A 19,969-nucleotide genomic window follows, 5' to 3' on the forward strand; every position below is an offset into this window, starting at 1 on the left:
TCAACTCCAGTGACGAACCGCGCCGGTGTCGACATGCACGAAGCCGTCGTGCGGGTAATAGCCGACGCCGCCACCGCGCAGCGACAAAGCGGCATCGCGCAGCCGGTTCAGCGGCACGCCCTGGATCGCGATGTCGGTGGCCTTGCCCAGCATATGCTGGCTCTTGCTGGCGACGCCGTGCGAGCGGGCGTGGAGCGCACCGTTGGTCTTGGGGCTGCGATAGCCGGACACCAGCTTCAGCGGCGTGCGCGGCGCAACGTCCAGCCGGTCGCGCACCTGCACCAGCAGGTCGAGCAGATGCGGGTCCATCGTCCGCGTCGCGCCGGTGCGCCAGTCGCGCATCGCGTGGTTGAGTTCGGCAAGCCCATCGGCACGGTAGCGTCCGCCGGCAAAGAAGCAGGCATCGTAGCGTTCGCCGTTGTGCGGGTTGACCAGCGACAGCCGCCGTTCGGGCGTGCGGGCGGAGGCACGCTCCGACAGGGCGGCCATGACCAGCGCGGCAGTGCCGCCGCTCATCAAATCGCGGCGTGAGAACAAGGAGTTAGACAAGGGGCACAGATCCGGTGTCAGGGAGAAAGGCTGCCTTAGACCGGCAAAGCTTGAACGTTCCTTGCGCTTCGGTGCGTTCGTCGCACCCTGCGCTCCGTCCGTCGATTGTGAACGTTCCGGCCCCGTGGGAGCCCAGCGCGTATCGGTGCGTTATTCCGATCGATCAGTGGGAGTGGCGTGTGCGTTCGATCTTCGCGAAAACCGTGGTTCTGGGGCTGTTGCTGTCGGCGTGCAACGTGGAGGTGACGCCGAACCGCAACGATACGGCCAATGCGGACGAGGCCGCCCGGCCGGTGCAGTGGAGCGACCAGACCCGCGCGCAGCTGCGCAAGGCGATCGATGCGCGCGCCGTCCACGGACTCGACCATGTCGATTTCGGTGCGCCGTCGGGCGATGACGCGGCGGTGACCGCGCAGGCGCTGCGCTATGCGGCGGCGCTGGCGCGCGGTGCCACCGATCCGACCAAATTGTACGACGTCTATACCGTTCCGCGTCCCGATCCCGACCTGAAGGCCGGGCTGGCCGCCGCCTTGCAGAGCGGCGACCTGACGCGCTGGCTCGACGGCCTGGCGCCGCAGGATGCCAATTACCAGCGGCTGGCCAAGGCCTATGTGGACTTGCGCAAACAGCCGCCGACGCCCGTCGCCGGTATCGCCAGCACCGGCGAGGCGATCGAGCCCGGCGCAAGCGACCCGCGCCTGCCGGCGATCGCACGCGAACTGGCGGTGCTCGATTACCTTCCGGCGAACGCGGCGCCGGGCGACCGCTACACGCCGGCGATGGTCGATGCCGTGCGCCGCATGCAGGCCGATTACGGCATGAAGCCCGACGGCATCATCGGCAGCGAGGCGCTGGCGATCCTCAACATGTCCGACGCCGACCGCGCGCGGGCGATCGCGATCGCGATGGAGCGGCTGCGCTGGCTGGAGCGCAGCCCGCCGGCGACGCGTATCGACGTGAACCTCGCCGCCGCCCGGCTGACCTATTGGCGCGACGGCAAGATCGCCGACAGCCGCAAGGTGGTGGTGGGCGAACCCGATACCGAGACGCCGCAGCTCGGCTCGCCGATCTTCCGCCTGGTGGCCAATCCGACCTGGACAGTGCCGCGATCGATCCAGAAAAAGGAGATCGCGAGCAAGGGCGCGAGCTATCTGAAGGCGCATAACATGGTGTGGAAGGACGGCTGGATCGTACAGCAGCCCGGCCCGCAGAATTCGCTGGGGTTGGTGAAGTTCGACATGCTGAACGACCATGCGATCTACCTGCACGACACGCCCGCCAAGGCGCTGTTCGCGATGGTGCAGCGCCAGCGCAGCCACGGCTGCGTCCGGGTGGAGGATGCGCTGGGCTTCGCCGAGATGCTGGCGAAGGACGAGGGCGTGACCGACCAATGGCATCAGGCGCGCGGCACCGGCAAGGAGACGTTCGTCAAGCTGCCGCGCCAGATCCCCGTCCGCATGCTGTACCAGACGGTGCTGTTCGACGATGCGGGCGAACCGATCGTGCGCAACGATCCCTATGGCTGGGACGACCGGGTCGGCGAGGCGCTGGGCTTCAAGGCGGGCAAGGCGCTGCGTGTGCTGACGGGGGCTGCCGACGTCGGGCCGTGATGGCGCTGCCGGGGCGACGGCCCGTCAGCCTGCGATCAGCTGGCCGAGCGTCACCGGGGTGAAATCCCGCGGGTCGACGCCGACGTCGAACTGCCGCGGCATGGGCTTCAGCCGGCCGTGGCTATGGCCGTGCAGGTTGATCGCGCGGCGGTGTTGGCCGTTCCAGGCGCGAAAGGCGTAATGGCACAGCACGAGGCTGTGGCCGTCGACGACCAGCTCCGCATAATCGCCGACGCTTGCCCAGCCGGCCGCGTCGCAGGTGGCGGGCGGATCGTTGTTGCCGCGCAGCAGGTGCTTGGTCCCGTTCAGCCGGTCGAGCAGCGCTGGCACATCCGCCGGCCGCCGCGCCACGTCGCCCAGGTGCCACACCACGTCACCGGGAGCGACCACGGCGTTCCAGCGCGCGATCAGGCAGGCGTCCATCGCCGCCGTGTCGGCAAAGGGCCGCCGCCATATGTTGATCGTGCGATGATCGCCGAAATGCGTGTCGGCGGTGAAGAAGACGGTCATGTCCAGTAGAGCAGCCGCGCCATCGGCAGCCGGTCGGCCAGCTGGCGTTCGAAGAAGCTGCGCAGCGCGCGCATCGTGTCGGCGTCGTAGACCTGCTTCTCGCCACCGAACTTGGTGCGCTTGGTCGTGCGGTTGGCTCCGGTCATGTCGAGCGCCGAGCCGGGATACCAGCTGTCGAGCACCGCCTTGGACCCGGCGGTGAAGCGATGGGTGATGAGTTCGACGGTGAGGTCGAGGCCGGGCAGCGCCGCCAGCGCCGCGGCGGCATCGGCGAACAGCGCGGCATAGGCCTGTTGCCAGCCCTCCGCCGCGATGATGGGGGCGATGGTGAGGCCGACCGGATAGCCCGCCTCCGCCATGCGACGCACCGCGCGCAGCCGCTCCGCCGTCCGCGCGGTGCCGCCCTCGAACCGCGCAAAGGCGGGAGGGTTCAGCGACGCGCGCATCCGGGTGCGGCCCTGGTGATCGAGCGGCAGCAGGGCTGCGACATCGGCGAACTTGGTGGTGAAGCGCAGCTGTGCATCCGCCTGCCAGCGGCCGAACCAGGCGATGGCAGCGGAGAGCGAACCGGTCAGCGGCTCGAGGGCGAGCGGATCGGTGTAGCAGGACGCCTCGAACGTGGTGCCTTCGCCGGCGCGCGTGCGGCTGCGCGACGTGACGGTGCCCTGGCCGAGATAGCCGGGCAGCGAGTCGAGGATTTCGTCCAGATTGGCATAGACGCGCGTGATCGGCGGCCCCTTGAGCGAACCGGCGAGATAGCAATAGCTGCAATGCGCCGGGCACCCTTCGGCAAGGTCGACCCGCCAGTCCGCGCTCGGCGCGATCGGTTGCAGCCGGCGCTTGGACGGCGGCGCGACGACCACCGCCAGCGTCGCCTTCGCCTCGGCATAGGCGCGGCGGGGATCGTCGATCGCGGGCAGCATCAGCCGGTCGCCGGGCAGCTCGACGATCTCGACGCCCAGCGCCGCCGCCCGCGTCAGGATGGCGCGGCCATGCGCGAAGCTGCGGGCGGCGCGTGTCACCAGCAGCCGGCGCGGTCGCCATGCACGCGCCGGCCGCTCCTCCGCCGCGGTCGGCGACGCGGGGGGCGTTTCGAACAGAGGGCCGGCATTCGTCCGCATCGATCGGCCTCGCCATGGGATCAGAGGACGACAACCGACGGGGAGCACACATGTTCATGTCGTGGCTTTGCCGGGGCTTAAAGCCGGCCGGCGCCATCCTATCTGGCAAAGCGAATGGTGTCCCATCCCCTGATCCTCGCCGTCGGCGACAGTCTGGTCGCCGGCTATGGGCTGGCGGCCGCCGACAGCTTTCCGATGCAGCTCGAACGACGGCTTCGCGCCCGTCATCCTGCCGCGCGGGTGATCGGTGCCGGCCGATCCGGCGATACGGCGGCGGACGTGCTGCGCCGGCTTCCCAGCGTGCTGACGGCGCTGCCAGCCCGGCCCGATGCCGCGATCGTCCAGGTCGGCCCCAACGACGTACTGCGCCAGGTGCCGCCCGCCGCGACGCGCGCCAGCCTCGATACGATCCTGGTCGAGCTGCGCCGCTGCGGCGTGCCCGTCCTCCTCACCACGGTGGCCCCGCCGCCGATCCTGCACGCGCGCGCCGGCCCCTATCTCCACATCCACCAGGAGGTCGCCGCCGCGCATGGTGTCGCGACGGCCCCTTTCTTCCCGCCCGGCGTGCTCGGCCACCCCGCCATGGTCCTCGCCGACCGCGTCCACCCCAACGCCCACGCGATCGCCCTGGTCGCCGAAGCGATGACGCCGGTAGTGGAGGAGATGCTTGGGTTGGGTAGAGCAGGGTAGGCTGCGCGTCGGGTAGGAAAGTGGAGCGCCCGCCTGCCAAGCGTGCACGGTTCATGGCGGTCACGCCTGCGTATTACGCGGATGGGGGGAGGGGGCGATGCGCCTGAGGAAGTCGCCGTGCGTCGGCAGGCGATGTGCGGTATCGAGGTAATTCGCGCGTATTTCGGCAAGAGCGGTCGCGACCCGTTCTTCGTCGAGGGCGTCGACGGCCGGCTCCCAGCGTTCGGGCAGCACCCCTTGCCCGAGACACACGGCGACCCAGCTCGGCCGGCCGAAGAGTTCGCAGCCGTCACGGAACAGCCTGGCCTTGCCACGCCACAGCGCGAGTTTGCGCGCGAGACTATCGGGGATGGGCATGGTGCGCACCCGGTTCCAGAACGGTGAATCCGTACGCCGGGTCGCATGGTAATGAAGGATGACGAAGTCGCGCACGTCCTCGTAGATGGCGTGCATCTGGCTGTTGAACTCGTCTCGCTCCGCCGCCGCGAACCGCATGTCGGGGAACAGGGCGATCAACCGCTGGATGCCGGCCTGGACCAGGTGGATGCTGGTCGATTCGAGCGGCTCCACGAAACCGCTCGACAGGCCGAGCGCAACGACGTTGCGGTTCCAGCTGTCGCGGCGGCGACCGGCGGTGAAGCGCAAGCGGCGTGGAGCGGCGAGCGCCGGCGCCTCCAGGCTTTGCAGCAATTGCGCCTCCGCAGCGTCGTCATCCAGATATTCGCTGCAATAGACCATGCCGTTGCCGAGCCGATGTTGAAGCGGAATGCGCCATTGCCACCCGGCCGTCCGCGCCGTCGCGCGGGTGAAGGGATCGGGTTCGTCCGGATGCGGCAAGGCGCAGGGCACGGCGATGGCTCGATCGCAGGGCAGCCAATGTTGCCAGCTTTCGAAACCCGTCTGTAGCGCCTCCTCGATCAACAGGCCGCGAAAGCCCGAGCAATCGACGAACAACTCTCCTGCGACCCGTCGGCCATCGGCGAGGACGACCGCTTCGACATGGCCATCGCCGGCGCGCAGGACAACATCTTCGATCCGCCCCTCGATCCGCGTCACACCACCGCGTTCGGCATAGTCACGCAGGTGGCGGGCATAGAGGCCCGCGTCGAAGTGGAAGGCATAAAAGAGCTCACGCACCGGCGAGCGGGCCTCGGGTGCGGCGCGGCCGAACCTGCCATTGGCTGCCGCGATCGCACTCATCGACCAGCCGGCGATGTCGGGCATGGGGTCGCCGATGGCCCGGCGCGCGGCTTCGCGCAGGTAGAGCTGATGAAAATGCATGTCCTGGAGGTCGCGGCCATGATGGCCGAACGGATGGAAATATTCCTCGCCGATCTGGCCCCAGTCGCGAAACTCTATGCCGAGCTTGAAGGTGCCCGAGGTGGCGGCCAGAAACGTGTTCTCGTCCAGGCCGAGCATGCGGTTGAAATCGATGATCGGCGGGATCGTCGCTTCGCCGACACCGACGGTGGCAATCTCGTCCGATTCGACCAGCGTCACGCGCGTATAGCCATTGTCGAGGAACCGGGCGCAGGCGGCGGCGGTCATCCAGCCGGCGGTGCCGCCGCCGACGATCACGACGTCGCGGATCGCATGATCGTACATCAACCTTTCCTCTTCTCAACCTCTGCCGTTCCGCAATGCCAGTGCGGGTGGGCGTGCCGGCCCTACCATCCGTTGCACGGAAAGCGCACATCGAGACATAAACGGAAAGATAACAGAAAAGTCACTTGCGTTAATCGCGATGTTAACGCAACCATGGGTCCAGGTCGGCCATAAACGGGATCGGCCATACCAAAGAACGGCGCTGCCTGGCGCCGAACAGGAGGGGGCTCTTATGCGCAAGGCTGCGCCATTCAGGACTGATGTGTCTCGTCTGGGTCGACTGCTCGTCGACGTATCTGCGGGTGCGCTGTGCGTCGCGTGGATCGCCGCGCCGGCGGCAGCGCAATCGAACGGATCGGTGGCCGGCCAGACGTCGCCGACGGGTAGCGCGGCGGGCGAGGGCACGGCAGGGGTGACGTCGCCGACCAGCACCGGCACCGATCCGGCCGCCGTCGATGCGCAAACATCCGACGATTCCGCGGCCAAGCCGGACGATATCGTCGTCACCGGCATTCGCCAGAGCCTGGCGAACGCGCAGAAGATCAAGCGCAACTCCGACACGGTCGTCGACGCGATCACCGCCACCGACATCGGTGCCTTGCCCGATCGCTCGGTGACCGAAGCGCTGCAACGCGTACCGGGCGTCGCGATCAGCCGCTTCGCCGGCAACAACGACCCCGATCACTTTTCCGTGGAAGGATCGGGTGTCAACGTCCGCGGCCTCAATTTCGTCCGCTCGGAGTTCAACGGCCGCGATACGTTCTCGGCCGGGGTCGGCGGGCAGGCGATCAACTTCGCCGACGTGCCGGCCGAATTGCTCGGATCGGTCGAGGTCTACAAGAATGCGACTGCCGAACTGATCGAAGGTGGCCTCGCCGGGACGGTCAACCTCAACACCCGCAAGCCCTTCGACAATCCAGGCTTCCACGTCGGCGTCGACGCCGAGGGGAATTACGGCGATTTCCGCAAGAAATGGTCGCCGACCGGTTCGATCCTGGTCAGCGATACCTGGGATACCGGCATCGGCCGCATCGGCCTGCTCGCCGACGTATCCTATTCTCGGATCTTCAGCCGGGCGGACGGCATCCAGGTCACCAACATCCAGACGCGTGACAATACCAGTGCCATCGCGGCGAATTCGACCACGACCACGGTATGCCGCAATCCCCTGCCCGGAACGACCGATACGACGAGGTTGCCGCCGAACGGCAGCGCCTGCGGTGCGGCGAACGGTGCCGGTGCCGATGGTTTGCTGGACCCCGCAGGATTGCGCTACGCCCCGATCGGCGGGCAGTTCCGCAGCCAGGATTACGACCGCAAGCGCGACGGCATCGCACTGGCCGCCCAGTGGCAAAGCACCGACGAGAAGACGGTGCTGACCGCACAATTCCTGCGGACGCACAGCACCAATTCCTGGGGCGAACATACGTTCGAGACCGCGCCGGACCTGTCGGAATACAACACCTATCCGCTCGGCTGCCGCCAGAACAGCAACGGACCTGCCTCCAACGGCAATGCCACCGTGCGGGCGGAATGCCCGACCGGCTCGACGACCAATTATACCTATGACTCGAACGGTCTGTTCCAGTCGGGTTACATCACCCAGCCCGGATCGGGTTATCGCTCGTCATGCAGCGCCACAGCAGCGACGTGTTTCGTGCCGACGGGCGGCATGCAGCAGTCCTTGTCCCGTCGTCAGGTCTATGACGAGAACGAGGTCAAGGATTTCGGTGTCAATCTGAAAACCCAGCTGAGCGATCATCTGGCGGTGAACATCGACGGCGATTATACCAGGGCGATCCACAACAATCTCGACGTCAGCGTGTTCGGGTCGACGTTCGCCGACGAAGAGCTGAATCTGTCCGGCAAGTTGCCGGTCGTCATCCCCCACAAGCCCAATACACTGGCGGCAACCTGGGCAACCCCCAATCCGGCGCTGGTCGCCGAGAGCGATGCGCAATATTTGAACGACGCCCGTGTCCAGTTCTGGCGCGCGGCGATGGATCACATCGAGCAGAGCGATGGCCGCGAATACGCCTTCAAGGCGGATTTCGATTACAAGTTCGATGAAGGCAGCTTCCTGCGCAACATCAAGGTGGGCGGCCGGTATGCGGACCGTGATCTCGATGTGAAGTACAGCGCCTATAACTGGGGGGTGCTCAGCGAAACCTGGTCGGGCAGCAATCCGGTGTCGATCGCGCAGTCACCCGCGAACAGCGCGTTCTACAATTTCCCGGACTTCTTCCGGGGGGCGACGCCAGGGCCGATCGGTGGTTATTTCTACAACGGCGACCTGATCGATAACTACAATCAGTCGGCCGCGTATTTCCAGCAGATCGCGCAGACGTGGCGGACCGCGAACGGTGCGGGTGCGACGCCCTGGTCGCCAGCGGCATCGCGTGCAGGAGTCGTCGCCGGCACCCCCTTCCTGCCGTCCGAAATCCAGAACGTGTCGCAACAGGACAAGAACGCCTACGCGCAGCTCAACTTCGCGACGCCCGGCAATCTGTTCGGCGACGTTCGCATGAGCGGCAACGTTGGCGTGCGTTACGTGTTGACCGACGTGACCTCGGCGGGCTCCATCGGCGCGCCGACGCGGCAGCAAACCGGAACCATCGACCCATTTTCCGTCCGCTGCGTGACCACGACGACGACCCGACCCGACGGTACGGTGGTCGTCACGCAGCCCGGCGGCGCGTGCCGCCTCGGGGAGGCGGGCTACAATGCGCTGCGCCAGTTCTCCACCGGCCTCACCAGCCCCGACGTGGGTCGCAATCATTACGTATATTGGCTGCCCAGCGCGAACCTGAAGTTCGGGCTGGGGCGCAACCTGATCTTGCGTCTCGCGGCGTCCAAGGTGCTGACCCGGCCCGACCTCGCCAACATCCGGAACTTCATTCAGGTCGGAACCGATCCCAATACCGGTGCGCCGACCGCGACCGCCGGCAATCCTTTCCTGAAGCCGGCTACCGCATGGCAATTCGACGCCACGATGGAATGGTATTTCGGCCGGGTCGGCCAGCTATCGATCGACGGGTTCTACAAATCCATCCACAACTTCTTCTACCAGTCACTCATCAACCGCGACATCAACAGCAACGGCGTGACCCAGACCGTGCAGGTCCGGGGGCCGGCGAATTACGATGGCTATGGCAAGATCAAGGGTGTCGAGGTCACGTATCAGCAGACATTCGATTTCCTGCCGTCGTTCCTCAACGGGTTCGGGACCAATCTGAACTATTCCTATATCGACAGTTCCGGCTTGCCAAATTCGTTCCTGAACGGCGGTTCGCCGTCCGGCGTTTCGAACATCAAGGCCGGCAGCCTGCCGCTCGAAGGATTGTCCAAGCATAATTTCAACGCCACCGTCTTCTATGAGAAAGGGCCGATTTCCCTGCGGGCGGCGTATAACTGGCGCTCCAAGTTCCTGCTGACCGCAGCCGACGTGATCTTCCCCTACACCTCCATCTTCCAGGAGGGCGGCGGCCAATTGGATGCGTCCGCATTCCTGAACCTGACCAAGCAGATCAAGATCGGTGTTCAGGGGGTCAACCTGAACAATCAGGTCACGCGGTTGCAGCAGGCGTACATCAACGGCTCCGATGCCACGGCGCCACGATCCTATTTCGTCAACGACCGCCGCTTCTCGTTCATCCTGCGCGGAAACTTCTGACGACGAAGTTCGCAGGCGAAGAGGGGGTGGCGAAGAGGGGGACTGCCCTCTTCGCCACCCCGCCACTCAATGGCGGAGCGCCGGGTCCCGTGCGCTGGGCAGGGTGCCGAAGCGTTCGCGGTAGCGGCGGGCGAAGTCGCTCATGTGGACGAAGCCCCACAGGCTGGCGATCTGGCGGATGGTCTTGCCTTCGGCGATCTGCAGGTGCGAATGCACGCGATCGAGGCGGCGGCCGATGAGATAGTGCACCGGGCTGCATCCGACGCGCTGCTTGAAGGCGATCTGGAGCGCGCGCACGCTGAGGCCGGCGGCGGCGGCGATATCCTGGATCGCGATCCTGCGGCCGAGATTGCCTTCGATATAATCGACGGCGCGGCGCACGGCCTGTGCGGTGAGATCGGCGGTGCGCGGCGGCGGCGGCGTGCCGGCCGTCGGCCAGCAGCCGACGAGCTGATACAGCAGCACCTCCTCCAGCAGCGGGTTCATCAGGTCCGCTTCGTGCTGGTCCTGCGACAGCGTGTGCTGGAGCGCGAGCATGGTGGCGCGCACCGCGGGCAGGCCGCTGGTGCGCAGATCGACCACCGTGTCGAACTGCGGCAGGATCGGCGCATCGGCACCGCTGAGCGCCCGGCATGCCTCGATCACCGCATCGCGGCGCACCGTCGCGGTGATGGCGGAGAAACCGGGCGTCGCCTGTTCACAGCGCATCGCCTCGAACGACGAGAGCAGCGCCTGGTTGAACCCGACGACAAGGTCGGCGCCGCGCCAGTCGATCCGCGACATCGCACCCTGATCGACGAAGCGGATCGTGACGAGGTCGGCGGCCGATTTGGGCGCGCTGATGAAGCCCTTGGCGCTGTGGGTCTGCCAGACGCTGAGCGTGTCGCTCTGGCTGCCGGCGAAGGCGAGGTGGACGCTGCGGCTCTGCGTCGGCGCGAAGCGGACGGCGATGCCGCCACCATGGTTCAACTGGTCGAGCTGATCCGAATCGACGATGCTGTGGACGAAGCGCTGCTGCGGTCGCCAATCGGCAGCAGCCCGGCGGTCGCCGTCCGCCGGGTTCATCGATACCGGCCCGACGACGGTGCGTCAGGCAAAGACAGGCGCGCTTCCATGGCGCACAATCCTATTGACATGTGGCTATCGCGCAACAGTCCATTTTGGTGGCATACAAGAATTGCGAAGACACGGCGGCTCGCCTTTCGTCAACCCGATACGAAGCCATGGCAGCCGAATAGCAATTTTGCGTAAAATGTCCGTATCGGGCGGGTGTGGCGCGGCGCAACACACCAAAATACTGAAATTATCGAGGGAAAACATATCGTTGGTGCGTTTCCACTGATCTATGATGGCGTTCGTCATTCGATCGGGTTGCGTGCAGCAGGGCGCGTATCCCCTCGAAAGACCAGGTGGAACCCGGGGATCGGGGAGAGGATGGAACGATGCCGACACGACGTGAAGAAGCATTGACCTGCCTGCACAAAGCGCTCCTCCTCATCGATGCCGAGGGCTTGAGCGTGGCCTCCTGCCATGTGCAGCATGCGATCGATCTGGTCGGGGAACAGCAGATGCGGGCGCTCCGGCGGGGATCGCTGCGTCCCGATACCGACATGCATGCCGTGCCCCTGCCCAGGCGGGCGCGATCCTGACGTACGATCAGGCGAGATGAAAATGGCCGGGTTGGTCGCTTTCCGGCTGTTCGCCTGCCGCCATCCGTGATCTGATGGCCCCGGATAGCGCTGACGCGTGAGGGAAGGGGCGTGATGCGGAGGATGCGGTGGATGGGCTGGCCGGCGCTGCTGGCATGGCCCATGATGGCAGGCGCGCAGGTTCCGCCCGCGCCGGGTGGCGATATCGTCGTCGAGGGGCAACGCGCCCGCCCGAGCAATTGGCGCGAGGCGGAGACGCAGCACGTCATCGTGCTGAGCGATGGGCCAGAGCGCGAGGTAACGCAGATCGCGCACAACCTCGAGCGGCTGTATTTCCTGCTGTCCGTGCTGCTCGGCCGCGCCGACCGGACCGACGATACGGCGAAGCTGCGCGTGACGCTGATCGGCGACGTCGCCGAGTTCCAGAGGATGGACCTGCGCAACCTGCGCTGGCAGCAGGGGCCGTTCAACGCCGCGTTCGACGTGCGCCGCTATTACGATCCGCGCGAGGACGGCGCGGTGCTGGCGACGACGCGGATCGACCAGCGGGCGGTGCTGCGCCGGGGCGTGGCGGTCGCCGATGCGCTGATGGGCGTGCAGATCGGGCCGCCGGAATCGATGAGTGCGCAGCCGGGCAGTCCGGGCGGCGTCGGTGCGAACGCGATGGCGACCGGGCAGGCGGGGCTGTTCGGCCTGCAAAGCAGCAACGACCTGATCCGTCCGGTCGGCGAGGAAGCGGTGCCGCTTTCCGCCGACAGCATGATCTATGCGGGGTTCGCGCAGCATTACCTGACCACCTTCTTCCCCGCCGCCTATCCGCGCTGGTATCTGGACGGGTTCGGGCAGCTGTTTTCGACCCTGATGGTGCGGGGCGATACGGTGATGGAATATGGGCGGCCGCCGGCCGGCACGACGGCGGTGCTGCACCGCTTCGGCGACGTGCGCCTCGCCGATATCCTGAGCGGCGCCTATTTGTCGGAATCGCCGGACAAGACGCGCTGGACGCCGGTCCACGCCTGGATGCTGACGCATTTCCTGTTCTTCTCGCCGACGCGAAACGGCCAGTTCCATGCCTATCTGAAGGCGATCGCCGCCGGCACCCCGCCCGCGCAAGCCGCGGCGGTCTTCGGCGATCCGGCGACGCTTGCCGCCGAATTGCGCAAGTATTTCTATGCGAAGAAGCCGTTCGAACGGATGACCTATCCCGCCGACCGGGCGGTGACGCCGATCGTGCGCCGGCTGTCGGTCGGCGAGGCGGCGTTCGTGAAGGGACGGCTGGAACTGGGATCGCGGATCGAGGCGGCGGCGAGCGGCTCCGCCCCGGCGCTGGCGCAGCGCGATGCGTGGCTGGCACGGCTGCACGCGGACGCGGCGAAATTCCCGCGCGACGAGGGCGCGCAGGTGCTGCTCGCCGAAGCGGAATGCCGCAGCGGCCATGCGACGGCCTGTGGCGCGGCCGCCGAGCGCGCGCTGGCACTGGCCCCGGCGAGCAGTGCCGCGCTGACCTGGAGCGGGGTCGCGATGGCGCAGCAGGCGGGCGGGCTGACCGGCGAGGCGCGCGCGGCGTTGCTGCGCAAGGCGCGCGCGACGATCGCCCGCGCCAACCGAGCCGACACCGAGGCGCCGGAACCGCTGATCGCTTATTACCGCAGCTTCGCCGAAGCGGGCGATACGGCACCGGCCATCGCGGTGGATGGCCTCGCCAAGGCGTTGACGGTGGTGCCGAACGCGCCGTCGACGCGGCTGGCGCTCGGCACGGCGCTGGCGGCGCGCGGGGCGCCGACCGCGCGAGCGGTGCTGATGCCGGTCGCCCGCGGCGGGTACGATTCGCCCGAACGCGCCAAGGCGGAGGCGGTGCTGCAGTCGCTCGACGCGCGGTAGCGGGTGGCGGGCGCTACAGCAGCTTGTCGAGCGTGATCGGCAGGTCGCGGATGCGGCGGCCGGTGGCGTTATAGACGGCGTTGGCGACCGCGGCGGCGACGCCGGTGATGCCGATCTCTCCGATGCCGTGCGCACCCATCGGGGTGTGCGGATCGGGGATGTCGGTCCACATCACGTCGATGTCGGGGACGTCCAAGTGCACCGGCACGTGATATTCGGCGAGGCTGGGGTTCATGATCCGCCCGTTGCGCTCGTCGAACTGCGTTTCCTCCATCAGCGCCATGCCGAGGCCCATGATGATGCCGCCGCGGAACTGGCTGGTCGCGGTCTTGGGATTGAGGATGCGGCCGCAATCGAAGGCGCCGAGGAAGCGGGCGATCCGGGTTTCGCCGGTGACGGCGTTGACCCGCACCTCGCAGAACAAGGCGCTGTGCGAATGCATCGACCAGTGCATCAGTTCGAGCGGCTGCGATCCTGCCGCGGTGACCGTGACGCTGTCGCGCTGCGCCCGGGCGAGGATGGAGGCATAGCTTTCGCGCTCGGCCGGCGCGTCGCGGCGGGCAAGGCCGCCGTCACCGCTCGCCACCTCGTCCGCCGAAAGGCCGGCGAGCGGCGAATCGTTGCCGGAGAGCGTCAGCAACTCGTCGACCAACGCATTGTGGGCGGCGATGACGGCAGCGCCGATCGCGGCGGTCTGCTGCGATCCGCCGGCCATGATCGCGCCGGGGATCGCCGAGTCGCCATAGCCGACCGCCACCTGGTCGAGCGGCAGGCCGAGCCGTTCGGCAGCGACCATCGCCGTGGTGGTGGCGGTGCCCATGCCCATTTCCGCCGCGGCGACCTCCACCTCCGCCCGCACCGTGTCGCCGTCGCGGGTGAGGGTGATCCGCGCCTCCGCACCCGGCATCCGGTAATAGGGATAGGTGCCGGTCGCGCAGCCCATACCGATCAGCCATTCGCCCTCGCGACGCGATCCCGGTTCGACGGGGCGGTCGGCCCAGCCGAAGCGCTCCGCCCCCTGCCGCCATGCCGTGACGATATGGCGGGACGAGAAGGGGAGGCCGGAGGTCGGATCCTTCTCCGGCTCGTTTAGGATGCGCAGGTCGACCGGGTCCATGCCCAGGTCCACCGCCAGTTCGTCGATCGCCGATTCGAGCGCGAAGGTGCCGACCGCCTCGCCGGGGGCGCGCATGAACGTGTTGGCGAGCATGTTCATCCGCACCACGTCCACCCCCAACGTGACGTTGGGGCAGGCATAGGCGGCGCGCGTTCCCAGGATGAAGGGTTCGGGCATCGCATTGTGGGGCGTCATGACCGACAGGCCGGTGTGGATCAGCGCCTCGAACCGGCCATCCGCCTGCGCGCCGATCGCGACGCGCTGTTCGGTCAGCGTCCGCCCGCCGACGGTGCGATAGACGCCCTCGCGCGACAGGGCGATGCGCACCGGGCGATCCGCCAGCTTCGCGGCGGCGGCGGCGATGACCTGATGGTCCCACAGTCCCTTGCTGCCGAAGCCGCCGCCGACATAGGGCGAGGTGAGGCGCACGCCGTCGGCGTTCAGGTCGAAGACCTCGCCGATCGTCTGCGCCTGTTGCGTCACCATCTGGCTGGCGTCGTGGATCACCAGCGTGCCGTCGACCCAGGCCAGCGTCGCCGCATGCGGCTCGATCGGGTTATGGTTGTGGCGCGGCGTGTGATAGACGTGGTCGACCGCATGCGGCGCCCCCGCCAGCGCCGCTGCCGCATCGCCGATCTCGTTCTTGAGCGGCTGGCCCATGAACAGGCCCTGTTCGATGCCGTTCGCCTTGGCGCCGGCGAGCGTGGTGGTCGACGGCTCCTCGGCGAAGGTGACGCGCAGCAGCGAGGCGGCGTGATCGGCCTGATCCTGCGTTTCGGCGAGCACGCAGGCGATCGGCTGGCCGTTCCAATGGACGCGGTCGTCCTGCAGGATCGGCAGGTCGGCGGGGCCGACCGCGGTCGGCGACGAGCCGAACACCGCCGGCGTGTTCATGCGCGGCGCGTTGCGATGGGTCATCACCAGCACCACGCCGGGTGCGCTTTCGGCAGCCGCCGTGTCGATGGCGGTGATGCGACCGCGCGGGATGGTGGCATAGCGCAGCGCGGCATAGACCATGCCGTCGAAGCGGAATTCGGCGGCGAAGGGTGCGGCACCCTGCACCTTCAACGGCCCGTCGAGGCGGGAGACGGGCTTTCCCACCAGCCCGTGCTTGCGCGCGATCAGCGGATCGGGGACGCCGCCCGGAATCCAGCTGTCCGGCGCCAGCGGGACCAGTTTCTCCATGGCGCTTTGCATCACGCCCTGCGCGGCCTGTTTTGCGGTATCGACGATGCTCATGCCGCCTCTCCCATGGCGAGTTCGGTCAGCACGGCGGCGAGGGTGCGCGCCGCCAGCGCGGGCTTGAAGGCGTTGTCGCGCAAGGGCTGCGCGTCGGCGAACTCCTCGGCCGCCGCGGCGCGGAAGGCCGCCTCTTCGGCCGGGCCGCCGCGCAGCGCCGCCTCCGCCCGGAGCGCGCGCCACGGTTTATGCGCGACGCCGCCGAAGGCGATGCGGACATCGCCGATCCGGTCGCCGTCCATCTCCAGCGCCGCCGCGACGGAGACGAGGGCGAAGGCGTAGCTCGCCCGGTCGCGCACCTTGCGATAGGTGGAGTGCGCGGCGAGCGGCAGCGGCGGCAATTCGACCGCGGTGATGAGGTCGCCGGGTGCGAGCATCGTATCGAGGTCGGGCCGGTCGCCGGGCAGCCGGTGAAGCTCGCCGAACGGCAGCGTCCGGGCGCCCTGCGGACCCTCGATGTGCACCACCGCGTCGAGCGCGGCGAGCGCGACGCACATATCGGACGGGTGCGTCGCCACGCACGCCTCGGAGGCGCCGAGCACGGCATGGATGCGATTGAACCCGTCGCGCGCGTCGCAGCCGGAGCCGGGTGCGCGCTTGTTGCAGCGTGATCCGTCGGTGTCGTAGAAATAGGTGCAGCGGGTGCGTTGCAGCAGGTTGCCGCCGACCGTCGCCATGTTGCGGATCTGCGCCGAGGCGCCGGCCAGGATCGCCCGCGACAGCAGCGGATAGCGGGTGCGCACGCCGCGATGCTCGGCCAGCGCGGTGTTGCGCACGCCGGCACCGATCAGCAGGCCGCCGCCGTCGGTGTCCTCGATCCGGTCGGACAGGCCGGTGACGTCGACCAGCCGTTCCGGCCGGGCCACGGTTTCGCGCATCAGGTCGACGAGGTTGGTGCCGCCGCCGAGATAGGCGACGACGCCGGGAGAGGCGGCATCGGTGCCGAGCCGCAGCGCCTCGGCCGTGTCGCCCGCGCGCGCGTAGCTGAAGGGGGTCATGCCGCAGCCTCCGTCACCAGGCTGTCGCGGATCGCGTCGATGATCCCGTTATGCGCGCCGCACCGGCACAGGTTGCCGCTCATCCGCTCGCGGATCTCGTCATTGGTCAGGGTGACGTCCGCGGCGAGATCGGCGCTGACGTGGCTGGGTACGCCGCGCCGTGCCTCCGCCGCCATGCCGATCGCCGAACAGATCTGGCCCGGGGTGCAATAGCCGCACTGGAACCCGTCATGTTCGATGAAGGCGGCCTGCACCGGATGGAGCGCGTCGCCATCGGCCAGCCCCTCGATCGTCGTCACCTGCCGCCCGTCATATTGCACCGCCAGCGCAAGGCAGGACAGGATGCGCTCGCCGTCGACCAGCACGGTGCAGGCACCGCAGGCGCCTTGGTTGCAACCCTTCTTGGTACCGGTGAGGTGCAGCGTCTCGCGCAGATGATCGAGTAGCGACACGCGTGGGTCGGCCGGTGGAGCGACCGCCGACCCGTTGATGATGAGCGCCATGCCTGTCTCCGTATCGCCAACCAGCGTATTGGAAACGAAGCGTAACATGGATTGTCCCACGCGGTAGCCGATTTTCCGTGTGGGACCGCCGAATTACGACGCGGCGGGCTTCACGCGGGTATAGGGCACGAACTCGCCTAGCGACACGAAGCCGCGCGGGAAGCGGGCGAGGCGGTCGACCAGCCGGACGGTGTCGATGCTGCACAATTGCGAGCCGAACGTCTGCGTGACCAGGATATCGTCGTCGCGCAACGACGCCGCGCCGGCGCGCGGCCGGTTGACGTAGAGGCGGCCGCCGCTGCGATAGAGGATGGCGGTGCCGTCGATGATCTCGGTCGAGGTGATGTCGGTGAGATTGATGCAATGGGTCGGCCGGCCGGCGACGCGACCGGCGAGCGCCGTGTCGAGCTGCTGGGCCGGCGTGGGGCGGGCGGGGGCCGCGACCGAAGGCGCGGCGGCGGACAGAGCCAGCGTGGCGCCTGCGGTGAGAAGCATCTTGAACATGCCGCAATCCATCGCACGGCGAGGCTGAACCGGTGCTGACCCGCGACGAACCGAAAGGCGCGGCGATGGTCGATTTCGCGTGGCGGCATCCCCATCTGTAGCGGCATGGATGAAGACCTGAACACACTCGGCCTCCTCGACGAGGACGAGATCGACCTTGACGAGGCGGCGCTGTCGCTGGCGCTCCTCGATCACCCAGATACCGATCTGGCGCCGTATCGCGAGCTGATCGATGCGATCGAGGCGCGGCTGGAGATCGTCGGCGGCGATACCGAGACGCCGGCGGAGCGTGCCGATGCGCTTGCCGAGGTGTTGAACGGCGAATTCGGCTTCACCGGCGATGCCGACAGCTATGACGATCCGGCGAATGCCGACCTGATCCGCGTCATCGATCGCCGCCGCGGGCTGCCGGTCAGCCTGTCGATCCTGTGGGTCGCGGTGGCGCGGCGGCTGGGCTGGCAAGCGGCGGCGCTCGACGTGCCGGGGCATGTGCTGGTGCTGATCGGCGAACAGGCCGATCCGGTGATCGTCGATCCCTTCGCCGGCGGTGCCCGCGTCGGGGCCGAGCGCCTGTCCGCGCTGGTCGCCGAATATGCGCAAGACGGCCGCGCCGTCACCCATGTCGCGGCGATGCCCAATCGCGCGGTGCTCGTCCGGCTGCTGCAGAATCAGGCCTCGCGCGCCGAACAGGCGGGCAAGGGACGCCGGGCGCTGACGCTCTATACCCGCATGACGACCATGGCGCCGGCGTTCGTCCACGCCTGGTGGGAACGGGCGCGGCTGGAGCTGGTCGACGGCGAGGTCGCGGCCGCCCGCGCCAGCCTGGGCGCGATCCTGGAGGTGACGCGCGATGCGCCGCTGCGGCAGCGCGTGGCGCAGATGCTGGAGGCGCTGCCGCCGGAATAAGGGCACGCCGCGTGATATTGGCTCTTCGCCGATGCTCATACGGCCTCTAAGGCCGCCGGCCCGCCCGCTGCCCGGACCCGATCGATGACCTTTTCCCCCCGCCGTGCCATCGGCCTCGATTTCGGCACCACCAACACCGTGGCGGCGCAGGCGTCGGGCGTGGGCGACCCGTCCCTCGTCACGCTCGACGATGGCGAGGCGGTGTTCCGCACCGCCTTGTGCTTCTGGCACGACGAGGATGTGCGCGGCGGCCTGGCGGTAGAGGCCGGATCGGCGGCGATCCGCGAATATCTGGAATTTCCCTCCGACAGCCGGTTCCTCCAGTCGTTCAAGTCGGTCGCCGCCAGCGCCTCGTTCGACACGGCGCCGGTGTTCGAGCGGCGGCTGCCGTTCGAGGAATTGGGCCGGCTGTTCCTCGGCAAGCTTGCCGGCCATGCCGGCGGCGCGCTCGACCGGCTCGACCGGATCGTCGTCGGCCGCCCGGTCGCCTGGGCGGGCGCGCGGCCCGACGAGGCGCTGGCGCGGACGCGCTACGATGCGATGTTCGCCGGCATCGCTCGGGAGGTGCATTACGTTTACGAACCGCTCGCCGCCGCGTACGGCCATGCCGCCGGGCTGAACGAGCCTGCGACGCTGCTGGTCGCCGATTTCGGCGGCGGTACCAGCGACTTTTCGGTGGTGCGGGTGGCCGAACCGGGCGCGCCGCGTCGTTGCGTACCGATGGGGCATGCCGGCATCGGCCTGGCCGGCGACCGGTTCGATGCGCGGATCGTCGAACGGCTGGTGCTGCCGTTCCTCGGCAAGGGCAGCCAATACCGCTCGTTCGACAAGGTGCTCGACATTCCCGGCGGCTATTTCGCCGATGTCGCCGACTGGTCGCGGCTGGCGCTGATGCGCAACCGGCGCACCCTCGCCGAACTCGACCGGCTGCGCCGCAGCGCGATCGACCCGCAGGCGATCGGGCGGTTGATCGCGCTGATCGAGAACGAGCTCGGTTTTCCGCTCTACGATGCGGTCGGACGGCTGAAGCGTGCGCTGTCGAGCGCCGACGCGGCGCGGTTCGCGTTCGAAGGGGCAGGGGTGGACATCGCCGCTGAGGTGACGCGCGCCGAATTCGAAGGCTGGATCGCCGACGACGTCGCGCGGATCGCGGCGACGGTCGACAAGGCACTCGCCGCGGCGGGCGTGGACGAGGGGCAGGTCGACTGGGTGTTCCTGACCGGCGGGACCTCGCTCGTCCCCGCCGTGCGATCGATCTTCACCGATCGCTTCGGCGCGACGCTGATCGAGAGCGGCGGCGAACTTACCTCGATCGCACACGGCCTCGCATTGATCGCGCAACAGGACGACGTGGCAGCCTGGGCGGCCTGACCCGCCCCGGAGTACGTCCGGGGCGGGAACGGCCGTCACGCGA

Annotated in this window: 16 protein-coding genes; 6 read left to right on the forward strand and 10 right to left on the reverse strand. The window is 68.1% G+C overall.

Annotated elements, in window-relative coordinates:
* The gene (gene mepK / locus ACTZQ5_RS11760; protein ID WP_443585375.1) at window positions 1-516 is read right to left on the reverse strand and encodes a peptidoglycan L,D-endopeptidase MepK; all 516 of its coding nucleotides are present in this window, start codon (window positions 514-516) and stop codon (window positions 1-3) included.
* Between the two features lie 236 nt (window positions 517-752).
* Between mepK and ACTZQ5_RS11765 the strand changes: the two genes are divergently transcribed.
* Window positions 753-2,159, forward strand: coding sequence for a L,D-transpeptidase family protein (locus ACTZQ5_RS11765; protein WP_443585376.1), 1,407 nt, complete (start codon window positions 753-755; stop codon window positions 2,157-2,159).
* A gap of 24 nt (window positions 2,160-2,183) precedes the next feature.
* On the opposite strand, the gene ACTZQ5_RS11770 is transcribed toward ACTZQ5_RS11765, so the two are convergent.
* Entirely contained in the window at window positions 2,184-2,669 is a 486-nt protein-coding gene (locus tag ACTZQ5_RS11770; RefSeq protein ID WP_443585377.1) for a metallophosphoesterase family protein, read from the reverse strand.
* Window positions 2,666-3,790, reverse strand: coding sequence for an SPL family radical SAM protein (locus ACTZQ5_RS11775; RefSeq protein WP_443585378.1), 1,125 nt, complete (start codon window positions 3,788-3,790; stop codon window positions 2,666-2,668). Before ACTZQ5_RS11775 ends, ACTZQ5_RS11770 begins: the two co-directional genes overlap by 4 nt.
* Before the next feature lie 114 nt (window positions 3,791-3,904).
* On the opposite strand from ACTZQ5_RS11775, the gene ACTZQ5_RS11780 reads away from it, so the two are divergent.
* The gene (locus ACTZQ5_RS11780) at window positions 3,905-4,480 is read left to right on the forward strand and encodes a GDSL-type esterase/lipase family protein (protein ID WP_443585379.1); all 576 of its coding nucleotides are present in this window, start codon (window positions 3,905-3,907) and stop codon (window positions 4,478-4,480) included.
* A 60-nt stretch (window positions 4,481-4,540) separates the two neighbouring features.
* On the opposite strand, the gene ACTZQ5_RS11785 is transcribed toward ACTZQ5_RS11780, so the two are convergent.
* Window positions 4,541-6,085: a tryptophan halogenase family protein gene (locus tag ACTZQ5_RS11785; protein WP_443585380.1), complete on the reverse strand. Its 1,545-nt coding sequence runs from the start codon at window positions 6,083-6,085 to the stop codon at window positions 4,541-4,543.
* 262 nt (window positions 6,086-6,347) lie between these two features.
* Between ACTZQ5_RS11785 and ACTZQ5_RS11790 the strand changes: the two genes are divergently transcribed.
* On the forward strand, window positions 6,348-9,758 hold the full coding sequence (locus ACTZQ5_RS11790) for a TonB-dependent receptor (protein WP_443585381.1): 3,411 nt from the start codon (window positions 6,348-6,350) through the stop codon (window positions 9,756-9,758).
* Between the two features lie 66 nt (window positions 9,759-9,824).
* On the opposite strand, the gene ACTZQ5_RS11795 is transcribed toward ACTZQ5_RS11790, so the two are convergent.
* Together ACTZQ5_RS11795 and ACTZQ5_RS11800 are read right to left on the reverse strand one after the other, a co-directional pair.
* The gene (locus tag ACTZQ5_RS11795) at window positions 9,825-10,823 is read right to left on the reverse strand and encodes a helix-turn-helix domain-containing protein (RefSeq protein WP_443585382.1); all 999 of its coding nucleotides are present in this window, start codon (window positions 10,821-10,823) and stop codon (window positions 9,825-9,827) included.
* Window positions 10,824-11,116: 293 nt separating this feature from the next.
* Entirely contained in the window at window positions 11,117-11,374 is a 258-nt protein-coding gene (locus tag ACTZQ5_RS11800) for a hypothetical protein (RefSeq protein ID WP_443585383.1), read from the reverse strand.
* A 147-nt stretch (window positions 11,375-11,521) separates the two neighbouring features.
* On the opposite strand from ACTZQ5_RS11800, the gene ACTZQ5_RS11805 reads away from it, so the two are divergent.
* Window positions 11,522-13,288, forward strand: a complete 1,767-nt coding sequence (locus ACTZQ5_RS11805) for a hypothetical protein (RefSeq protein ID WP_443585384.1) — start codon at window positions 11,522-11,524, stop codon at window positions 13,286-13,288.
* 13 nt (window positions 13,289-13,301) lie between these two features.
* Here ACTZQ5_RS11805 and ACTZQ5_RS11810 read toward each other — a convergent pair whose 3' ends face one another.
* The 4 genes from ACTZQ5_RS11810 to ACTZQ5_RS11825 all read right to left on the reverse strand — a co-directional run bounded on the left by ACTZQ5_RS11810 (window position 13,302) and on the right by ACTZQ5_RS11825 (window position 17,649).
* Window positions 13,302-15,644 carry a xanthine dehydrogenase family protein molybdopterin-binding subunit gene (locus tag ACTZQ5_RS11810; RefSeq protein ID WP_443585385.1) on the reverse strand — a complete coding sequence of 781 codons (2,343 nt, stop codon included), beginning with the start codon at window positions 15,642-15,644 and terminating at the stop codon, window positions 13,302-13,304.
* Complete coding sequence (locus tag ACTZQ5_RS11815) at window positions 15,641-16,642, reverse strand: FAD binding domain-containing protein (protein WP_443585386.1); 1,002 nt, start codon at window positions 16,640-16,642, stop codon at window positions 15,641-15,643. The genes ACTZQ5_RS11810 and ACTZQ5_RS11815 overlap by 4 nt, the downstream gene beginning before the upstream one ends.
* Window positions 16,639-17,145 (reverse strand): 2Fe-2S iron-sulfur cluster-binding protein, encoded by a 507-nt coding sequence (locus ACTZQ5_RS11820; RefSeq protein ID WP_443585387.1) that lies wholly within the window; start codon window positions 17,143-17,145, stop codon window positions 16,639-16,641. The genes ACTZQ5_RS11815 and ACTZQ5_RS11820 overlap by 4 nt, the downstream gene beginning before the upstream one ends.
* A 93-nt stretch (window positions 17,146-17,238) precedes the next feature.
* Window positions 17,239-17,649 carry a hypothetical protein gene (locus tag ACTZQ5_RS11825; RefSeq protein ID WP_443585388.1) on the reverse strand — a complete coding sequence of 137 codons (411 nt, stop codon included), beginning with the start codon at window positions 17,647-17,649 and terminating at the stop codon, window positions 17,239-17,241.
* Between the two features lie 105 nt (window positions 17,650-17,754).
* Between ACTZQ5_RS11825 and ACTZQ5_RS11830 the strand changes: the two genes are divergently transcribed.
* Entirely contained in the window at window positions 17,755-18,555 is an 801-nt protein-coding gene (locus ACTZQ5_RS11830) for a SirB1 family protein (protein ID WP_443585389.1), read from the forward strand.
* 84 nt (window positions 18,556-18,639) lie between these two features.
* Entirely contained in the window at window positions 18,640-19,926 is a 1,287-nt protein-coding gene (locus ACTZQ5_RS11835) for an Hsp70 family protein (RefSeq protein WP_443585390.1), read from the forward strand.
* Window positions 19,927-19,969: the final 43 nt, after the last annotated feature.

The organism is Sphingomonas cellulosilytica (assembly GCF_052321755.1).
GTDB lineage: Bacteria > Pseudomonadota > Alphaproteobacteria > Sphingomonadales > Sphingomonadaceae > Sphingomonas.